This window comes from Prosthecobacter sp. Pr1 (genome assembly GCF_057652315.1).
On the sequence record NZ_JBYFBS010000014.1, the window covers coordinates 133,190 to 150,430 of the forward strand.

The following is a 17,241-nucleotide window of genomic DNA, read 5'->3' on the forward strand; positions in this document are numbered from 1 at the left end:
TAAGCTGAAATGACCACAGAGATTTCAAGTGTCGCGTCGTTCATGATGACCCATCCTTCGCACCTCATGCTTCCTCATTCCGACCTCCTTCAACTCAAACGCTGGAACACCCCCACCATCTACAACGGCTGGGAGCAGATCACCAAACGCGATCCCGCCGCCGATGGCTTCAACCTCGAAGAAACCCGCGACTTCATGCCGCAGATGGGGCCCATGGTCGGTTACGCCATCACCGTCGTGGTGGAGCCCAGCAACAAGGCGCATCGCGAAGCCAATGCGAATGCTTGGAACGAATACCGCCGCTACGTCGCCAGCATCTCCGGCTCCAAGATCGTTTGCGTCCAGGATCTCGACAAGCCCCGCACCATCGGTTCCTTCTGGGGGGAGGTGAACAGCAACATGCACCGCGCCCTCGGCTGCGTGGGCACCATCGTCGATGGCGCGATTCGTGATGTCGATGAAATGACCAACGCTGGATTCAAAGCCCTTGCCCGTCGTTTCTGCGTCGGCCATGCGCATGTGCATCCTGTCCGGTGGAACTGCGAAGTCGAAGTCTTCGGCCGCAAGGTCGCTCCCGGAGATCTCATTCACGCCGACAAGCACGGTTTCCTCGTCATCGAGCCCGAAGCCCAGCCCCAAATCCTCGAAGCCTCCCGCTTCATGGATTCCAACGAATGCCAGACCGTCATCCCCGCCGCACGCAGCAGCGCCGGTCTCAGCAGCGATGAAGTGCTGGCCAACCTCGCCGCTGCGGGAGCGCAGTTCGGCAAAAACGCCAAAGCGAAGTTCGAGCGCCACGGAGAGTGGTGATCCCATGGCCTTCTTTCCACTTTTTACCCAGACTCAACCTTATGAAATCATCCATCCTCACACTCTTGCTTGTCGGTTCGTCGCTGTTGGCCGCCGAACCCTTCATCGAAAAACAAGACCTCTTCATCGTCGGCGATAATCCTTCCTACCAGCTCTACCACATTCCCGGCATCGTGGTGACCGCCAAAGGCACCGTGCTCGCCTGGTGCGAAGCGCGCAAGCGTGCCGCCGGTGTCAGCGACTGGGACGACATCCGCATTCTCCTCCGTCGCAGCACCGATGAAGGCAAGACTTGGAGCCCACCGCAGAGCATCGCCAACGTTGAGGGACCCAAGACGAAAAACCCCTTCGCTCTCAAAATGAAAAACGTCGATCCCAACGACGTCACCTACAACAACCCCGTGCTCATCGCCGACAAGGACGGCACCGTGCACATGCTCTTCTGTCTGGAGTACGAGCGCTGCTTCTACCAGCGTAGCGCTGACGATGGCCTCACCTGGAGCAAGCCCGCCGAGATCACCTCCGCCTTTGATGCCTTCAAGAAAGACTACGACTGGAAGGTGCTGGCCACCGGCCCGGACCACAGCATCCAGCTCAAGACTGGCCGCCTCGTCGTCCCCGTCTGGCTCTCCACCGGCACCGGCGGCAATGCACATCGCCCGAGCGTCACCGCCACCATCTTCAGCGATGATCAGGGCAAAACATGGAAAGCTGGCGACATCGCCGTGCCATGCACCGAGGAGTGGATCAACCCGAATGAAACCGTCGCCGTCGAACTCAACGACGGCAGCGTCATGCTCAACGTGCGCAGCGAATCAAAGGCGCATCGCCGACTCGTCACCGTCAGCAAAGACGGCGCCACCGGCTGGAGCACACCCAAGTTTGACGAAGCCCTCCTCGAACCTATCTGCATGGGAGGCATCGTCCGTTACAATCACGATGGCCAGAGCCTCATCCTCTTCTCCAATCCCCACAATCTGGAGAAAGAGAAAGGCAAAGCCGAGCCCGGCAAAAACCGCGACCGCAAAAACGTCAGCGTGAAGATCAGCCGCGATGAAGGCAAAACCTGGCCGGTAAACAAAACCATCGAACCCGGTCCCAGCATGTACTCCGACATCGCCGTCACCAAAAGCGGCACCATCCTCTGCTTCTATGGCCGCAGCGGCGACGGTTCCGCACTTGCCCACTTTGCCGGTGGCCGCTTGACTCTGGCTCGGTTCAATCTGGAATGGCTCACGGCTCCTCAGTGAAGTTCATTGGGCGGATTCCGCCAGAACCATGCAGCGAATATCGTTCAGGAGACGATCATGCGAACAACCTTATCCATCCTCGTATTCGGTCTCTGCCTCGTGCATGCCGCTGCAGAGCCGTTGGTTGAGACCCCGCCGCCTCCTCGTGCCGGGCAGGCAGTTCCCTCCGTTCCACTGCATCGCATTCATCCGCAGACCGCGCAGGACCTGCAGGCCGTTCTCGCATTCAAAGGGCGGCATTTGCCTTTTGTCAGCGCCCATCGTGGCGGATCGGCAAAAGGCTTCCCTGAAAACTGCATTCCCACCTTTGAGCACACCCTTCCAGCATTCCAGAAGGCGACCCACACCTGCATGTTTAATGCAGCCAAACTCGTATGCGGAGACACTCCAAAAGATGGACGCGTTTTTCGAAGAACTCGGACTGCTGAAAGCAGACTGATCTTTCTTTCAGCCTTCCCTGCTGGCACAAAAGCGGCTGACAAAAATGTCTTCCTGCCGATCCATGCCTGATTCTTGATCCATTCACGATGCGACTGTTTGCCATAGGAGATATTCACGGCTGTGCGGATGCCTTGCGACGTCTGGATCAGGAGCTGGCATTGGGAGATTATGTGAACCGTGGCCCCGGCACTCGGGCGGTCATTGAGCATCTTCTCGAACTGCGCAGCCGCTGCCGGCTCGTGACGCTGCGTGGAAACCATGAAGTGATGATGCTGCGGGCCCGGGACGAACGGTCGTTCTTCTCAAAGTGGCTTACTTATAGAGGCACGGAGAGTCTGGAATCCTACGGTGCCACCACGTTAGCCGACATCCCCGCTGCGCACTGGGACTTCATTGAATCAACTGTCTGCTATCATGAGGAAGAACAGGATTTTTTTGTGCACGCAAACGTTGTGCCGGATCTTCCTCTCGTGGAGCAGCCGGAAAAAACCTTGCTCTGGGCGCACTTCGGCGTGCCATGTCCGCATGTCTCAGGGCGTCGGATGCTCTGCGGGCATACCGCTCAGAAAAGCGGCAGGCCGCTGAATTACGGTTACGCCGCCTGCCTCGAAACCTATGCCTATGGTGGCGGCTGGCTCACCTGCCTGGATGTGGCTGCGAATACCTGCTGGCAGGCTTCACAGGATGGCGCTCTACGGCATGAAATGCTGGGCCCGCCAGAATCCCTCGAGTAAATCTCACTCCCCCTGCTCACGCCGCCACGCCTTGAGAATGGCATCCAGCAGGCCAGGGAAGCGGCTGTCCAGCTCCTTGCGCCGCACCTTGCTCGTCAGCTCCACGCCGCGCCGCTCGCTGTGGATGATGCCCGACTCACGCAAAATGCGGTAATGCTGCGAGCAGGTGGACTTCGGCATCGCGCACTTCAGGCGACTGGTGGTCTCCACGCAGTTCAGGCCTTCGTCGGCCTTGCGCAGTTCGGCCACAATGCTGAGACGCACCGGATCTGACAAGGCATGCAGGATGCCCGCGACGGTAAAACTTTCGGCTGGTGGATGGTGGAGAGGTCTGATACGTGGATGCTACATTAATTTCACTTGCAGTTCAATCATTCTATTGTTCGGTAATTTTGAACTAAAGAACTAATCCCTCATGCCCACTCTCTTCGATTCCCTCCAGCTCGGCCCCCTGACTCTCCCGAACCGCATCTTCCTCGCCCCGCTCACCCGCGCCCGCGCAGGCCAGCAGCGCGTGCCAAACGCCCTCATGGCCGAGTACTACCGCCAGCGTTCCAGCGCCGGACTCATCCTCACCGAGGCCACCTCCGTCACTCCCATGGGCGTCGGCTATGCCAATACCCCCGGCATCTGGTCGGATGAGCAGGTGGAGGGCTGGAAGCTCGTCACCCAGGCCGTGCACGAGGCCGGCGGTCGCATATTCCTCCAGCTCTGGCACGTGGGCCGCATTTCAGATCCTTTGTTTCTGGATGGCGCCCTGCCCGTCGCCCCCAGTGCCATCGCAGCAGCAGGCCACGTGAGCTTGGTGCGCCCAGAGAAACCTTTCGTAACACCTCGCGCCTTGGAACTGTCCGAAATCCCAGGCATCATCGAAGCCTATCGCAAAGGCGCTGAAAACGCCAAGCTCGCCGGATTCGACGGCGTGGAAATCCACGGTGCCAATGGCTACCTGCTCGATCAGTTCCTCCAGACCAAGACCAATCACCGCACCGATGAATACGGCGGCTCCTTGGAAAACCGCGCCCGCCTGATGCTGGAGGTCACCGATGCCGTCATCTCCGTCTGGGGTGCCGACCGCGTGGGCATGCACCTCGCTCCGCGTGGCGATGCTCATGACATGGGCGATGCCAATCCGCTGGAAACCTTCAGCCACGTCGCGCGTGAGCTGGGCCGTCGCAAGATCGCCTTCATCTGCGCTCGCGAACACCAGTCCCCCAGCAGCATCGGCCCTGCATTGAAGAAAGCCTTCGGCGGCGTCTATGTGGCCAATGAAAAATTCACTCTTGAGTCCGGCAACGCGATCCTTTCCGCAGGTGATGCTGACGCCGTCGCCTATGGTGTGCCCTTCCTCGCCAATCCCGATCTGCCGAAGCGCTTTGCCACAGGTGCCGCCCTGAACAATCCTGATCCTTCCACCTTCTATGCAGACGGCGCGAAGGGCTACACCGATTACCCTGCGTTATGAAAACGCACCCCGGCCTCCTCTACTCCATCCTGGATCTGTCACCGATTCTGAAAGGAGAGACTGCCGCGCAGTCCTTCCGCCACTCGCTCAATCTGGCGCAGCATGCGGAGAAGTGGGGCTACCACCGCTACTGGGTCGCTGAGCATCACAACATTCCCGGCGTTGCCAGTGCCGCCACCTCCGTCGTCATCGGTCACATCGCCGGCGGCACCACCACCATCCGCGTCGGCTCTGGCGGCATCATGCTGCCCAATCACGCACCACTCGTCATCGCAGAGCAGTTTGGAACGCTGGAGTCACTCTATCCTGGTCGCATTGACCTCGGCCTCGGTCGCGCCCCTGGCGGAGATCAACTCACGGCCCGTGCACTGCGCCGTGGCCTCGGCAGCAGTGGAGACACCTTCCCCGCAGATGTCCGTGAGTTGCAGGGCTTCCTCGGCGCGCCATTGCCCGGGCAGCGCGTGTTTGCCGTGCCAGGGCAGGGGCTCCATGTGCCGCTCTACCTTCTCGGCAGCAGCACCTTCAGCGCCACCCTCGCCGCAGAAATGGGCCTCCCCTTTGCCTTTGCCTCACACTTCGCACCCGAGCTGCTGCATCAGGCATTGGACATCTACCGCTCCCAGTTTCAGCCCTCCGCAGCTCTTGATAAACCGCACGTGATGATCGGTGTAAACGTCATCGCCGCAGACACCGACAAAGAAGCAAAACGCCTCTTCACCTCGCTTCAGCAGGTCTTCCTCAATCTCATCCGCGGCAGACCCACACAATTGCAGCCTCCCGTCGATGACATCAATGCTCTCTGGAATCCCGTGGAAGCCACGCAAGTGTCCCGCATGACCCGCTGCTCCGCCGTCGGCGGACCGGACACCTTCCGCCAGCAGATCGAAGTCCTGCTCAATGACACCGGCGCAGATGAAATCATCGCCACCGCGCACATTCACGATCAGCAGGCGCGTCTGCTCTCCTTCGAAATCGCTGCCGACGTTTTTAAAAGCCTGCAGCATTTCAATTCGTAAATCTCTCCGAATTTCACCAACTCAAACTCAAACCTCAACTCACACCTCCTATGGAATACAGACAACTCGGCGGCTCCGGTTTCAAAGTCCCCGCACTCACCCTCGGCACCGGCACCTTCGGCGGCGGCACAGAATTCTTCAAAGAATGGGGCGCATCCGATGTCGCCGAAGCCTCACGCCTCATCGACATCTGCCTCGAAAACGGGCTCAACATGTTTGACTCGGCCGACATCTACTCAAACGGTCTCGCCGAAGAAATTCTCGGTCAAGCCATCAAAGGCCGTCGCGATCAAGTCCTCATCTCCACCAAGGGCACCTTCCGCTTTGGCGAGGGTCCAAACAACGTCGGCTCCTCCCGCTGGCATCTCATCCGTTCCGTGGAAAACAGCCTCAAGCGCCTCGGCACCGATTACATTGATCTCTACCAGCTCCACGGCTTCGATGCCATGACCCCGGTGGAAGAAGTGGTCGGCACCCTGGATGATCTCGTTCGCGCGGGGAAAATCCGCTACATCGGCGTTTCCAATTTCTCCGGCTGGCATCTCATGAAATCCCTCGCGCATGCCGACAAATTTGGCCTCACCAAATACGTCGCCAATCAGACCTACTACTCTCTCATTGGCCGCGAATACGAATGGGAGCTCATGCCGCTCGGGGTTGATCAAAAAGTCGGTGCCGTCGTCTGGAGTCCCCTCGGCTGGGGACGACTCACCGGCAAGCTCCGCCGCAATCAGCCACGCCCTGAAACGAGCCGCCTCAATCACAAGCTCAGCTCCTCCATGGGTCCGCAGGTGGACGACGAATATCTCTACAAAGTCGTCGATGCCTTGGACGAAGTGGCCGCTGAAGTCGGCAAGACCGTGCCACAGGTCGCACTGAACTGGCTCCTCCAGCGCCCCACCGTTTCCACTCTCATCATCGGTGCCCGCAATGAAGAACAGCTCCGCCAAAACCTCGGTGCCGTCGGCTGGAACCTCACCGCCGAGCAGGTGGCCAAGCTCGATGCCGCCAGCGAAAAGCCAAAGATCTACCCCTACTGGCACCAGAGCGGTTTCGAAGAGCGGAACCCCTTCCCAACCAAGTAGCACCTGTCACGAATGGCACTCGGTTAAAGGCAAGCATCACTGAATTTCGTGACCGAGGCAGAAAGAGATCGTGGAGCGCGGACTTCCAGTCCGCAGCACTCCGCGAGCCCCCATGCCTCCGCACGACCTTCTAGCATCGCAGCATCAATGTATCCTCCTACAGAGTGAATAGCTGCTTTCCCCTTGCGAACCACCTGCCGCTCACTTTTTGATGCCACGCAGCTGCGCATCAAACCACTCCGCAAACGCTGTGTAGTCAGGCTGACGATCCGCCCAACCATGCGCGGCTCCAGGTTTGACTACCAGCTGTGCTGTCGCTCCGGCCTCCTTCGCTTTGGCCACGAAGCTCTCGGATTGTTGCAGCGGCACCAGGAAATCCTGATCGCCATGAATGATGAAAACCGGCGGCAGCTGCGCGTTAATGAAATAGATCGGCGAGATCTCTTTGCCCAGGCGCTGGCGTCCTTCCGGCGTGTCGGACTCTGCGCCAAACGCCCCTTTGTAATTTTTCAGCGTCCCCACACCCACGGCGTCTTCGCCCGGCTTGCCATAGTTGAGAAAATCCGTCGGCGGATACAGACATGCAACGGCCTGGATGGCGCTGCTTTCGCGATCCACCGCATCCTTCGCCTTTGGATCCCCCGGGCCACCATGCACGGCCATGGTGAGCGAGAGGTGCCCGCCCGCGCTGCCACCGCTGATGCCCAGTTTGTCAGGGTTCACCTTCCATCTGGCCGCATTGTGCCGGATGAATCTCACCGCCCGGTGAATGTCCTGCGTGATCTCAGGGATGATGAATTTCGGCTGACAGCCATGCCGCACCGAAAACACCGTGTAACCGCGCTCAAGAAATGGAGCATAGAAAGGCGGCGTGTTCGGCGAGTACCCCGACACCCAGCCGCCACTGACCATGTACACGATGCCAAAACCGTTCGGCTTCTCCGGCGTGATGACATCCAGCGTCAGCGCCACGCCGAATTTGCGTCCATAGACCACATCGTCCGTGCGCGTATGCGCCGGTATGATCACTGCCGGAGCTTTGGTTTCAGCGTGAAGGGGGAGGTAGCCAAGCAGCAGAACGAGAGAGAGAAATTTGAAAGCGGTCTTCATGGAGAATTCATCATACGCCGCATAGTTGCCGATGCTGGCAGGCCCGATCAATTTCCCAATGGTTAGCTCTTTTTACCAGAAACATCGGTTCGGGCAGTGCGTCATCATGCGACCATGAAACCAGCCCTCGTTTTGCTTCTGTCCGCCTCCTGCGCCTAAAAATGCCTGCGGTCATCTCAGACCACATGGCGCTTCAGGCAAATGCTCCGGCAGCCATCTGGGGCTGGGCTGACGCAAGTGAAGTAGTGAAGGTGGAGGTTGCCGGACAGACCAAATCCACCCAAGCCGGTGCAGACGGCAAATGGCAGATCAAACTCGACAAACTCCAGGCCAGCGATCAAGCGCAAACACTCACGATCTCCGGCACAAACAAGATCATCATCCAAGATGTCCTCGTCGGCGTCGTCTGGCTCGCCTCCGGCCAGTCAAACATGGAGATGCGCATCAAGGACAAGATGCACGGCCTCGTGGACAACGTAGATGCCGAAATCACCGCCGCAAAGCACCCCGAGATTCGCGTCTTTGTGCATGATGTTCCCTTCGAAATTTACCAGCTTCCCGTCCCCGCCGATGAATCGGCCCAGGATCGCGCAGGCTCATGGCGTGTCTGTTCGCCGGAGACCGTGGGGGATTTTTCAGCCATGGGGTATTTCTTCGCACGCGATCTCCAGGCCGAACTCAAGCACCCCGTCGGCATCCTGACCTCCGCCGTGGGCGGGCACCCCCATCGAAGCATGGACCAGTGCTTCCTTCAGCCAGTATCTGCGTCCCGGCAAAGGCAAGTTCATGGGTCGCTCCATACGCACCGACCACTGGCGCTACACCGAATGGACCAACATGAAGAATGAAGTCGTCGGCACCGAACTCTACGACGAAGACGCCGACGCACAGGAAAATCACAACCTCGCCAAAGATGCCACGCACACGGCCACGTTGTCCGCCATGGCAAAGCAACTGCATGAGGGACCAAAAGGGTTAAGATGACTAAACCCAAAGCACCATCCACATGATCACCCGTCGGCAGTTCATTCACACCGCAGGCCTGCTCTCCGCAGCTTCCCGGCTCCCTGCCGCGGACTCATCACGCACCGCACCACGAATTCTCTACAGCAACGACACCACCAACATCACCTCCTGCATTAGCCCGTTTCACAAGGAGCGGGAACCCTTTCGAAAAGAGATGCTCGAAGCCACGGTGGATGAAGTGGCAGGCCTCGTGGACGCGCACCTCCTTCAGCCCGGCCTTGGCATGGTGCCCATGTGGCCCAGCAAGGTGCTGCCACTCACAGAGCATTACGCCTGGATCAAACAGCGCTACGGCCAGAAGCCCGATCCTTTCGGTCAGTTTGTGCTGGACGGCGGAGATGTCGTTCAGGTCTTCATCGACCGCTGCCACCAGCGCCAGCAGGCGGCCTTCATCTCCCTCCGTATGAACGACGCCCATCACAAAGAGTTCAGCGATCCCAAACCCGGTGACAAACCTGGAGGCAGCATCGGTATGAGCGTCACAAAACATTACGTTGAGCATCCCGAATTCCGCCTCAAGCCCGGCTCCCTGCGCGGAGCCGACCTCATCCAAAACTGGGCCGTGCCCGAGGTGCGCGCACAGAAATTCGCGCTCATTCGCGAGCTCTGTGAAAACTACGACATCGACGGCCTGGAGCTCGATTTTCTCCGCTTCTACGGTTACTTCCGCCTCGAAGAAACACCTCTTGAACAGCGCCGCGCTATCATGACCAGCTTCGTACGCGAGGTTCGCCAGTTGCTCGATCAAACCACCCGCAATGGCAAGCATCGCTGGCTCTGTGCCCGCGTGCCCTGCCATCTTCCAGCATTAGATGCACTCGGCCTCGATCTAAAATCCCTCGTCGCTGCCGGACTCGACATGGTGAACGCCTCCGAGCATTACTTCACCACCCAGCAGCACGATCTGGCCGCGATCCGAGAGCGGACACACGGAGCCACACTCTACTTCGAACTCTGCCACACTCTCTGGAAAGGAGACAAGGTCTTAAAAGGCTACGATGTCTTTCCCTTCCGCCGCGCCACCCGCGAGCACCTCCACACCTCCGCGCACCTCGCCTATTCGCGTGGTGCAGATGGCATCAGCCTCTTCAATTTCGCCTACTATCGCCAGCACGGTCAGGGCGAAGGCCGTGGCGTCTTTGGCGAGCCACCGTTCGAAGCCCTCAAAGCTTTGCGCGATCCGCAGACGCTCGCGCAAGAGCCGCAGCACTGGTTCATCGCCCAAGGCTGGCGCGCCCCCGGCATGAAGCCGCTCCCCGTTCCACGCAAAATCGAGCCGGGAAAACCCGCCAAGTTCAACTTCGATCTCACCCCGCCCGCCGGCGGCTGGAAACAAGATGCACGCGTCCGCATTCAATCAGACAAGTCCCTCGGCAGCAGCGAATGGTCCGCCACCTTCAATGGCGAGCCTCTTACCGTGACCGCCGACGTCTCCGAGCCTTTCCCCGTACCTTATCCATCACTGCTCGGCAAACCAGACGAACTGCGTGCATGGCTCATCCCCGCCAAACTCCTGCGCGAAGGCAAAAACAGCCTTGAGGTCACGCTGCGCAAAGGTGAATCGGTCTCGGTGATCTTTGTCGATCTCGCCACTGGTCAGCCATCTTGACCAGCAAGGCGGGCAATCCTGCCGCGTCTGCTTTGATTCAACCCATGAAGTCTTTCCTGCTCGTCTGTGCTCTCTCCTCATCTCTTGCCGCCGCCGCCGTGGTGGAGTCCGATCTCTGCGTTTACGGTGGCACCAGCGGTGGCGTCGCTGCCGCAGTGCAGGCCGCACGCATGGGCAAGACAGTGGTCATTGCAGAGCCGGGCCGTCATCTGGGCGGCATGACCAGCGGAGGCCTCAGCGCCGTGGACATCGGAGATCCTCGATCCGTCGGAGGCATCGCCCGCGAATACTTCACCAAGCTCGCCGCCACCGCAGGCGTCACACTCACCTGGGACAAAGCCTTTGAAAGCAAAGCCGGCGGTCCCGCCACCGGCGGCGCCTATGCCATCGAACCCCACAAAGCCGAGCAAGTCTTCAACGACATGGCGCGCGATGCAGGAGTAAAAGTGCATTTCAAAGCACGCCTTTCATTAGTCAAAAAAGACGGCCCACACATCACCGAGTTCGTCACCGAAGACGGCACTGTCTTTCGCGCCAAAGTGTTCATCGACGCCACCTATGAAGGCGACCTCATGGCGAAGGCCGGCGTGAGCTACACCCTCATGCGCGAGGGCAATGCAAAGTACGGCGAAACCTACAACGGCATCCACTACGCCGATAAATTCCTGCCCCACGCCAGCTACGCCCAGCCCGGAGAAAGCGGTCGTCTCAAAGGCGGCCAGGGCGTGTGGGATCGCGATTTCCCCCTCGATCCTTACGTCGTGAAAGGCGATCCCGAAAGCGGCCTGCTGCCCCTCATTCAATCCGGCGAACCCGGCACCCCAGGCGATCCCGCCCCCGGCGTCCAGGCCTACTGCTTCCGTCTCTGCCTCACGACAAATCCGGCCAACATGATCCCCGTCACCCCGCCCTCGGATTACGATCCCAAGCGCTACGAGATCATCGTCCGCTTCATCGAAGCCTGCCTCGCCAATGGCGATGACATGGACCTCCGCTGGTTCTCAAAGCATGATGCGCTTCCAAATGACAAATGGGACTTCAACACCGCGACCTTCGGCGGCAATCTCCCCGGCGCCTCACACGCATGGCCGGAGGCCTCCTACGCGCAGCGCGAGAAGATCGCTCAACAGCACGAAGACTATCATCGCGGTCTTTTGCATTTCCTCGCCACCGATGCCCGCGTCCCCGAGCAGGTGCGCAAAGACATGCAGCGCTTCGGCCTGCCCAAGGACGAATTCACCGACAATGGCGGCTGGCCGCACCAGATTTACGTACGCGAAGCCCGCCGGATGATCAGCGACCTTGTGCTCACCGAGCACCACACCTTCGGTCGCCAAAACGCACCCAAGCCCATCAGCCTCGGCAGCTATGGCACAGACACCCATGAGATCCGCCGCATCGTGAAGGATGGCGTAGTCACGCGCGAAGGCAAAACCGCCGGAGGTCGCGATGGCGCACCACCCTACGGCATCGGCTACGAAGCCATCGTTCCAAAGCAGAGCGAGTGCGACAATCTCCTCGTCACCTTCGCCCTCAGCGCCAGCCACACCGCCTTCAGCAGCATCCGCATGGAGCCCGTTCTCATGTGCACCAGCCAGAGCTCAGCCACCGCGGCTTGCATGGCCATCGATGACAAAATTCCCGTGCAGCAGGTGGATTACCCAAAACTCAAATCACGCCTGGAGCAGGATGGACAGATCTTGGAATGGAAGCATCCCGTCTCCAAGAAAAAGGCCGCGCATTGAGATCGTGAAACCTCTTGCTGATGCATGCGGGGCGGGAATGTATGCCGTCACGAATGGAACGCGAAAATTTGCCTTTGGATCGCCGCTTACGGCAGGAAATCTTGTTTGCCCGTGAGCGGGTCTACCGCTTCGGCCAGCCCACGCCCATGGAGCGTCTCATCCTCCCCGGCTCCGAGCCCGGCCCTGAAATCTGGGTGAAGCGCGAGGACCTCTCCCCCGTGAAATGCTACAAGTGGCGCGGCGCCTGCAATGCCATGACCGAGCTCACCCCCGAGCAGCGCGCCAAAGGCGTCGTCACCGCTTCCGCTGGTAATCACGCACAGGGCGTGGCCCTTGCCGCCAAAACTCTCGGCATCCACGCACGCATCTACATGCCGCGTTCCACACCCAAGGTGAAACAAAACGCCGTGCTCCACCACGGCGGCGAATTCGTCCGCATCATGCTCGCTGGCGACAGCTATGACGAAGCCGTCACCTCCGCACGCGAAGATGAGCGCAGCAGCGGTGCCACCTACGTGCACGCCTACGATGACCTCAAAGTCATGGCAGGGCAGGGGACTCTGGCAGATGAAGTGGTTCTCTCAGGCCACGGCCCCTTCGATGCCGCCTACCTGCAAATCGGCGGCGGCGGCATGGCCTCGGCCGTTTCCTGCTGGCTCAAAACCTACTGGCCCAACATGGAAGCCGTTGGTGTGGAAGGCGTGGGCCAGGCCTCCATGAAAGCCGCGCTCGCCGCAGAGAAACCCGTCGAACTTCACGACCTCGACATCTTCTGCGATGGCACCGCCGTGCGCAAAGCGGGCACACTCCCCTTCGGCATCTGCCAGCAGTCTCTGGACCGAGTAGCCACCATCACCAATGCCGAAGTCAGCGCCGCCATCCGCGTGCTCTGGGAGACGCTGCGCTGCGTCTCAGAGCCATCCGGTGCCATGGGCCTCGCCGCAGTGCTCAAAGACCGTGCAGCTCTCGCTGGCAAAAAAGTCCTCATCGTCATCACCGGTGCCAACATCGACTTCCTCCAGCTCGGTCTCATCGCCCAGTCCGAAGGCTCCAGCAGCACCGCCTCACGCGCCCTGCGCGTGCGCATCCCCGAGCGCCCCGGCGCCATGCTGGCGCTTCTGGATTCCTGCTTCGAAGGCCTCAACATCGCCGATTTTCAATACGGCCTGCATCGCACCGATGAAGCCTGGCCCGTCTTCACCGTCACATCGGAAAACTCCGAAAAACTGGCCGCACTCCCCGCACGACTGGACGCAGGCGGTTATGCCTGGGAAGACCTCACCGGAGCCGTGGATGTCGCCTTCCGCGCCATTCCTTTGCGTGGTGATCTCCTCACCCATCCCGTCTTCCTTCGTCTCGACTTCTACGAGCGCTCCGGTGCTCTCCACGACTTCCTCTCCCGCCTCATCCGCGATCGCGCCAGCCTCTGCTACTTCAACTATCGCCAGTCCGGCGAACGCATCGGCCGCGCTCTCATCGGTCTCGATTTCCAAACCGCCGAAGCCCGCGCCGCCTTCCTCACCGAACTCCCCGAGCATGGCGAAGGCTATCGCTCCTGCAAACCGGTGGACGACGCCGTCCTCGCGCGCATGACCGCCTAGCCTGCAGACCCGGTGGAGAATGATCAGTCATCTTCGTATGCAATCGCTCATGTTCGCCACCCCCTTCATCTGCCACACGCCACCGGCCTGCTCATTTTCACAGCAAGCCTTCTTCATTCCGAAACTCCAGCCGCCCCGGCGAAAATCAGATTCACCGTCGGCTGGCAAATCATGCGGCGAGGTTCTGATGACTCTCTTTTAAGCGCCGCCTTGATGCTCGGTGGAGCGGGTGATCAGAATCGAACTGACGTATGATGCTTGGGAAGCACCTGCTCTACCATTGAGCTACACCCGCGACTCACTGGAGTCAGGGCAGGATTGTGGCTGGCAGCGGTGGCATTGTCAAATGCGCTCCGCTCAGATTGTCGGCGGCATCGGGGGCATCATGAGCGCCCGGTTCATGCCGCCTCGGCCATAACTGGCGGAGGGGACGGCCATAAACGCGTCTCGCTTCGAGGAATATATCCGGTACAAGCGGCGGTAGGTGGTCGCGAGGCGCTGGTACAGCGCCTGATTTTCCGGTGTTTTGTCCAGCTTGCGCACACTGTGGCGCAGGTGGTTCATGGCCTGCCCCACACCCACATAACGCACATCAGGGCCACCGGCCGGAGGAGCTGAACTCGGGGAGCCAAACCGCGCAATCACCTGGGTGTCCTTGCCCTTGGGGCCGAGCAGGTCGCTGGCCATCGACTCTGTGCCAAAGTCATCATAGGCAAACGGCGGGCCGGGAATGGCGTTCAAGTTGGCGTCGCAGCCGACAAGAAAAAGAACACTGAAGCAGGCGAGCAGAGCAATGTGCGGAAGTGCTTTCATGCGCTTCCTCATACCATAGTTGAAACTAAAAGCGAACGCAGGAACGTCAAAACGGGCCGCGGAAATGAATCCGCAGCCCGCTGTTTTTTCAGAGCGCCAACTGGCGCCGCTGCTGCCTCTCAAGCCGTTTCACGTGTGGAGATGGGCAGGGATGCACGTTGCTTGGTGAGCATGGCCATGAGCGCGTCGAGGATGCCGCTGCTGTTCGGCCCGCTGTTCACCAGCACGTCGGGAACGACGCGGAGGCTTTTGTCGGCGATGATTTGGAAGGCCTGAAGCATGCCGTACACATCGGAACCAAGGGCGGTCACGCCTGCTTGATAGGCATCGGCCTTGGCTTGGCCCGTGGCGCGGATGGCTTCCGCTTCACCGCTGGCACGCAGCCGGGTGGAGGCGGCTTCACCTTCGCTTTTCTTCACGGCAGCCGTGGCGTGGAGTTCGGCAATGTTGACCCCTTGCTCGGCGCTCACCACCTGGTTTTGGATGTCGGCCAGCGAGGTCTGGCGCACGAGCTGCTGGCGCTGCTTCTCGGCAGCTTCCTGCATCTCATAGGTTTTGCGGCTCTCTTCCGCCAGCTTGCGGTCCGTCTGCGTTTTCATCAGCGATTCGGGCGGCGTGATGTCGCCGATCAGCGTATCGATCCCTTCCACGTCGTATTCGCGCAGCGCGGTTTCGATGTGGCTGGCGGCCTCGCCCTGGCGCTGGCTGCGGGCGCTCAGGAAGTCCAGCACGGTGTAGTCCTGTGCGGAGTTGCGGAAGTAGTTGCCAACGATGGGCTGCAGCACGTGGTCGATGAGGTTTTGCAGCGATCCCGCGCGGCTGATCACCTTGGGGGCTTCGTTCGCACCAATGTGGATGATCTGCGAAACATCGAGGTTGAAGGCGAAGCCGTCACGCGAGCGCACGGTGATGCTGCTGAGCTTCGCATCAAAGTGGTGCGCCTCCGTGCGCGTGGCCCAGTTCAGCACGATGTTGGTGGTCGGCACCAGTTCCACCCGCATGATGCGTGTGTTCACGGGATGTTTGCCCGGGAGCAGCGGTTTGCCCCAGACACCTTTGTGGCCCACGTCCACGAGGTCGCCGTGCTTGAACTCGGGTCCGCTGATGTCGAGGTGCGCCTTGCCGACATAAGAGATCACGACACCGACGTGGCCGATCGGAATCTCAAACATGGGCACCTGCTCGATCTGCGCGAACCACGGATTGATGTTCCACTGGCCGCTGAGAAGCACCTGCTCTTGCAGGCCTCGATGGCCGCCGGCATTCAGGAAGGCCTGCGCATTCTGAAAGTTGTCGTGGCCGGCCACAATGGCTCCAGCGATTTCGGTTTGCTCAATGGGCATGCCATCCAGCGTCGTGACAATGCCGACGAGATCGGGATCCACGTGGCGGATGCGCAGCAGCTGCGGTTCAAGCCCGTGCTGCTGGGCATTTTCGGACGTGATGACGGTGAAGAGCGCAGGATTGATGCGATACGAACCCGCGGTGATGACACCCAGCTGTCGGCCTTTTTCACCGCCGTGTTTGAGAAAGGCGCGGGCATCCTGGAAGTGGTCACAATCCACCGTGCGTGCCAGGATGCGGCCGGGTGGAATGGCGGCGCCGGTTTTCGCGACGATCAATGCCAGCTCCCCTTGCGGGACTCTGACCATGGGCACTTTCTCGATGTGGTACTGCACGATCCAGAAACCAAAGTGCAGTCCCGGGGCCAGCGTGTCGGCCTGGTAACCTGCTTCACCATGGAGGGCGATGATCTCACCGGGAGGCAGGTTTTTGAAGGCAAAGCGTTTGATGACCACGCCGACTTTGCTCTCCGGAATGTAAACGCAGGAGACAAAGTACAGAATGACCACGCCGACGACTGAGAGCGTGATGAGCCAGTGCTCGTAAGCAAATAAGAGAATGGAGTTCATGATGGAGATAAAAAAATCAGGGTTCAGGAGTTCAAACGGGTTCAGGCATGGAGGCGGGTGGTGACGGCACGGGCAAAAGCCTCGGGATCGTCAGGGGAGAGCACCGCCGTGCGGTTCTTCATGCGCACGATGACGGTGCGGTTCAGATCTGTGACGTAGGCGCGGAAGTGCCCAAGCTGCCTGTTCCAGTAGTAGCCGGTGAAAGAATACAGGCCGCCATTGCCACACGTGCGCAAGCTGTGGCACAGCGCGAGCGGTTCCACTTCGACAGAACTCATTTCCTCAAATGGCAGCACGGTGTTCCACCACAGGCGTTTGATGAGGATGCCGTCCTTGGTGATGACATAGCCGCGAATGATGAACGGCAGTGCTCCAAGAGGAATGAGCAGCACAACGACGGCTGACAGCGCACGTGTGGGCAGTGCAGGCAGGCTGATGAATCCCGGTGTTTGCCGGCCGAGGCTGAGCGTGATGGCAATCCCAAGCATCACGAACGTCGTGAGAATGGAAATGATGAGCAAAGTGCGGCCCCAGGGGGCTTTGAAATGGTGATGAGTCATGATGATTTCAGATTTTGGAAATGGAGTTTCAGCAGGTGGGTTATTCGGCGTGGCGGAGCAGGG

The 17,241-nt window shown here is 59.8% G+C and carries 17 protein-coding genes and 1 tRNA gene; 12 read left to right on the forward strand and 6 right to left on the reverse strand.

All coding sequences use genetic code 11. From position 1 onward, the window contains the following. Positions 1-66 precede the first annotated feature (66 nt). Genes AC24GY_RS20645 through AC24GY_RS20660 form a run of 4 tightly spaced genes read left to right on the forward strand, consistent with a single transcriptional unit; the run spans position 67 to position 3,235 of the window. Positions 67-810 carry an RraA family protein gene (locus AC24GY_RS20645; protein WP_487686740.1) on the forward strand — a complete coding sequence of 248 codons (744 nt, stop codon included), beginning with the start codon at positions 67-69 and terminating at the stop codon, positions 808-810. A gap of 41 nt (positions 811-851) precedes the next feature. Beyond that, positions 852-2,060, forward strand: coding sequence for a sialidase family protein (locus AC24GY_RS20650; RefSeq protein WP_487686741.1), 1,209 nt, complete (start codon positions 852-854; stop codon positions 2,058-2,060). Positions 2,061-2,066: 6 nt separating this feature from the next. Next, positions 2,067-2,570: a hypothetical protein gene (locus tag AC24GY_RS20655; RefSeq protein ID WP_487686742.1), complete on the forward strand. Its 504-nt coding sequence runs from the start codon at positions 2,067-2,069 to the stop codon at positions 2,568-2,570. 17 nt (positions 2,571-2,587) lie between these two features. Then, a complete protein-coding gene (locus AC24GY_RS20660; RefSeq protein WP_487686743.1) occupies positions 2,588-3,235 on the forward strand; it encodes a metallophosphoesterase in 648 nt (215 codons plus the stop codon). 3 nt (positions 3,236-3,238) lie between these two features. Here the strand turns inward: AC24GY_RS20660 and AC24GY_RS20665 are convergent, their stop codons facing one another. Beyond that, the gene (locus AC24GY_RS20665; protein ID WP_487686744.1) at positions 3,239-3,499 is read right to left on the reverse strand and encodes an ArsR/SmtB family transcription factor; all 261 of its coding nucleotides are present in this window, start codon (positions 3,497-3,499) and stop codon (positions 3,239-3,241) included. A gap of 151 nt (positions 3,500-3,650) precedes the next feature. Here AC24GY_RS20665 and AC24GY_RS20670 point away from each other — a divergent pair, with 151 nt between their 5' ends. From AC24GY_RS20670 to AC24GY_RS20680, 3 genes are read left to right on the forward strand one after another with little or no spacing between them, the layout of a single operon-like run. Further along, positions 3,651-4,700, forward strand: coding sequence for an alkene reductase (locus AC24GY_RS20670; RefSeq protein ID WP_487686745.1), 1,050 nt, complete (start codon positions 3,651-3,653; stop codon positions 4,698-4,700). Further along, entirely contained in the window at positions 4,697-5,716 is a 1,020-nt protein-coding gene (locus AC24GY_RS20675; protein ID WP_487686746.1) for an LLM class flavin-dependent oxidoreductase, read from the forward strand. The genes AC24GY_RS20670 and AC24GY_RS20675 overlap by 4 nt, the downstream gene beginning before the upstream one ends. Before the next feature lie 50 nt (positions 5,717-5,766). Further along, positions 5,767-6,801 (forward strand): aldo/keto reductase, encoded by a 1,035-nt coding sequence (locus AC24GY_RS20680; protein WP_487686747.1) that lies wholly within the window; start codon positions 5,767-5,769, stop codon positions 6,799-6,801. 201 nt (positions 6,802-7,002) lie between these two features. Here the strand turns inward: AC24GY_RS20680 and AC24GY_RS20685 are convergent, their stop codons facing one another. After that, positions 7,003-7,911 (reverse strand): alpha/beta hydrolase fold domain-containing protein, encoded by a 909-nt coding sequence (locus tag AC24GY_RS20685; protein WP_487686748.1) that lies wholly within the window; start codon positions 7,909-7,911, stop codon positions 7,003-7,005. 161 nt (positions 7,912-8,072) lie between these two features. On the opposite strand from AC24GY_RS20685, the gene AC24GY_RS20690 reads away from it, so the two are divergent. The 5 genes from AC24GY_RS20690 to AC24GY_RS20710 all read left to right on the forward strand — a co-directional run bounded on the left by AC24GY_RS20690 (position 8,073) and on the right by AC24GY_RS20710 (position 13,892). Further along, positions 8,073-8,759 (forward strand): sialate O-acetylesterase family protein, encoded by a 687-nt coding sequence (locus tag AC24GY_RS20690; RefSeq protein WP_422322011.1) that lies wholly within the window; start codon positions 8,073-8,075, stop codon positions 8,757-8,759. Then, a complete protein-coding gene (locus tag AC24GY_RS20695; RefSeq protein WP_422322012.1) occupies positions 8,749-8,895 on the forward strand; it encodes a hypothetical protein in 147 nt (48 codons plus the stop codon). The genes AC24GY_RS20690 and AC24GY_RS20695 overlap by 11 nt, the downstream gene beginning before the upstream one ends. Positions 8,896-8,917: 22 nt before the next feature. After that, positions 8,918-10,546, forward strand: a complete 1,629-nt coding sequence (locus tag AC24GY_RS20700) for a glycoside hydrolase family protein (protein ID WP_422322013.1) — start codon at positions 8,918-8,920, stop codon at positions 10,544-10,546. Positions 10,547-10,590: 44 nt separating this feature from the next. Then, complete coding sequence (locus AC24GY_RS20705; protein WP_487686749.1) at positions 10,591-12,291, forward strand: FAD-dependent oxidoreductase; 1,701 nt, start codon at positions 10,591-10,593, stop codon at positions 12,289-12,291. A 74-nt stretch (positions 12,292-12,365) separates the two neighbouring features. Continuing rightward, positions 12,366-13,892, forward strand: a complete 1,527-nt coding sequence (locus AC24GY_RS20710; protein ID WP_487686750.1) for a pyridoxal-phosphate dependent enzyme — start codon at positions 12,366-12,368, stop codon at positions 13,890-13,892. Between the two features lie 221 nt (positions 13,893-14,113). On the opposite strand, the gene AC24GY_RS20715 is transcribed toward AC24GY_RS20710, so the two are convergent. The 4 genes from AC24GY_RS20715 to AC24GY_RS20730 all read right to left on the reverse strand — a co-directional run bounded on the left by AC24GY_RS20715 (position 14,114) and on the right by AC24GY_RS20730 (position 17,178). Further along, positions 14,114-14,187 (reverse strand) — tRNA-Gly (locus AC24GY_RS20715). 62 nt (positions 14,188-14,249) lie between these two features. Continuing rightward, positions 14,250-14,705: a hypothetical protein gene (locus tag AC24GY_RS20720; protein WP_422322017.1), complete on the reverse strand. Its 456-nt coding sequence runs from the start codon at positions 14,703-14,705 to the stop codon at positions 14,250-14,252. Between the two features lie 119 nt (positions 14,706-14,824). After that, entirely contained in the window at positions 14,825-16,618 is a 1,794-nt protein-coding gene (locus tag AC24GY_RS20725; RefSeq protein WP_487686751.1) for an SPFH domain-containing protein, read from the reverse strand. A 41-nt stretch (positions 16,619-16,659) separates the two neighbouring features. Beyond that, positions 16,660-17,178 (reverse strand): PH domain-containing protein, encoded by a 519-nt coding sequence (locus AC24GY_RS20730; protein ID WP_422315336.1) that lies wholly within the window; start codon positions 17,176-17,178, stop codon positions 16,660-16,662. Positions 17,179-17,241: the final 63 nt, after the last annotated feature.